The following is a 702-nucleotide window of genomic DNA, read 5'->3' as shown; positions in this document are numbered from 1 at the left end:
GCAACTATAACATTTTCCAAGGTAAATAATTAGAATGGTGTTCTAATACAGACACGCCTAATTTACCTTTATTATATTTTATAGACCTACTAAGTAAGTTATAAGCCTCCGTAGCACTTTTAGTGAAAAGCACATTGTAGTTACTGGCACTTAGAAAATTTTTAATTTTTTTCTTAACAGCCTCATATTCATTAGAAAAAATTAAATCATTTTTTGAATTATGTCTCTTAATGTTTATTGGAATTCCTGAATAAACTTCTGTTAATTTATTAACAACAGCTTTTGGCTTGGGAACTGTAGCTGCATTATCAAAATAAATAATATCTGATGTTTGAAAAGAAAATAAATTCCTCAACATATTTCACCACTTTGAAAATCTACTACCATTAAAAATTTCTACTTCCTAAGATTTAAAATTCGATTTATGTAATACATTGTATTGGCACATCTTTTTGGGAAATACAACTGAACCATTTAATACTACTACAGAAACTTCATCACTACTATGGCTTCTGCTGACTTCTCATGATTCCTTGTTACTATGCTTTAGGCGCTCATGAAACCTCACGGAATCAGTCCCAGATTTTTCTTCCTTTATAACAGAGGACGTTAAAAGGTTACAGTGAAAATAGGAAATCGGACGCAGAGTCTTTGGACTCTAGGAAGATTTATCTTTTTCACACAAAGCTTAGTCCGAATTCA

At 31.1% G+C, this 702-nt stretch carries 1 protein-coding gene; it reads right to left on the bottom strand.

Annotated elements, in window-relative coordinates; translation table 11 throughout:
* Window positions 1-4: 4 nt before the first annotated feature.
* Window positions 5-358 (bottom strand): aminotransferase class V-fold PLP-dependent enzyme, encoded by a 354-nt coding sequence (locus HT729_RS11685; RefSeq protein WP_000945719.1) that lies wholly within the window; start codon window positions 356-358, stop codon window positions 5-7.
* Window positions 359-702: the final 344 nt, after the last annotated feature.

Origin of the sequence: Streptococcus sp. 79, assembly GCF_013277425.1 — a bacterium.
In the GTDB taxonomy this organism is placed as follows: Bacteria; Bacillota; Bacilli; order Lactobacillales; family Streptococcaceae; genus Streptococcus; species Streptococcus pseudopneumoniae.
Note: the sequence above shows the minus strand (reverse complement) of the source record. Positions and strands in the feature narration are given on the sequence as shown.

What these genes read in the sequence shown, in the direction of transcription:
- HT729_RS11685 (WP_000945719.1), bottom strand. Translation starts at nt 358, where the DNA reads ATGTTGAGGAATTTATTTTCTTTTCAAACATCAGATATTATTTATTTT.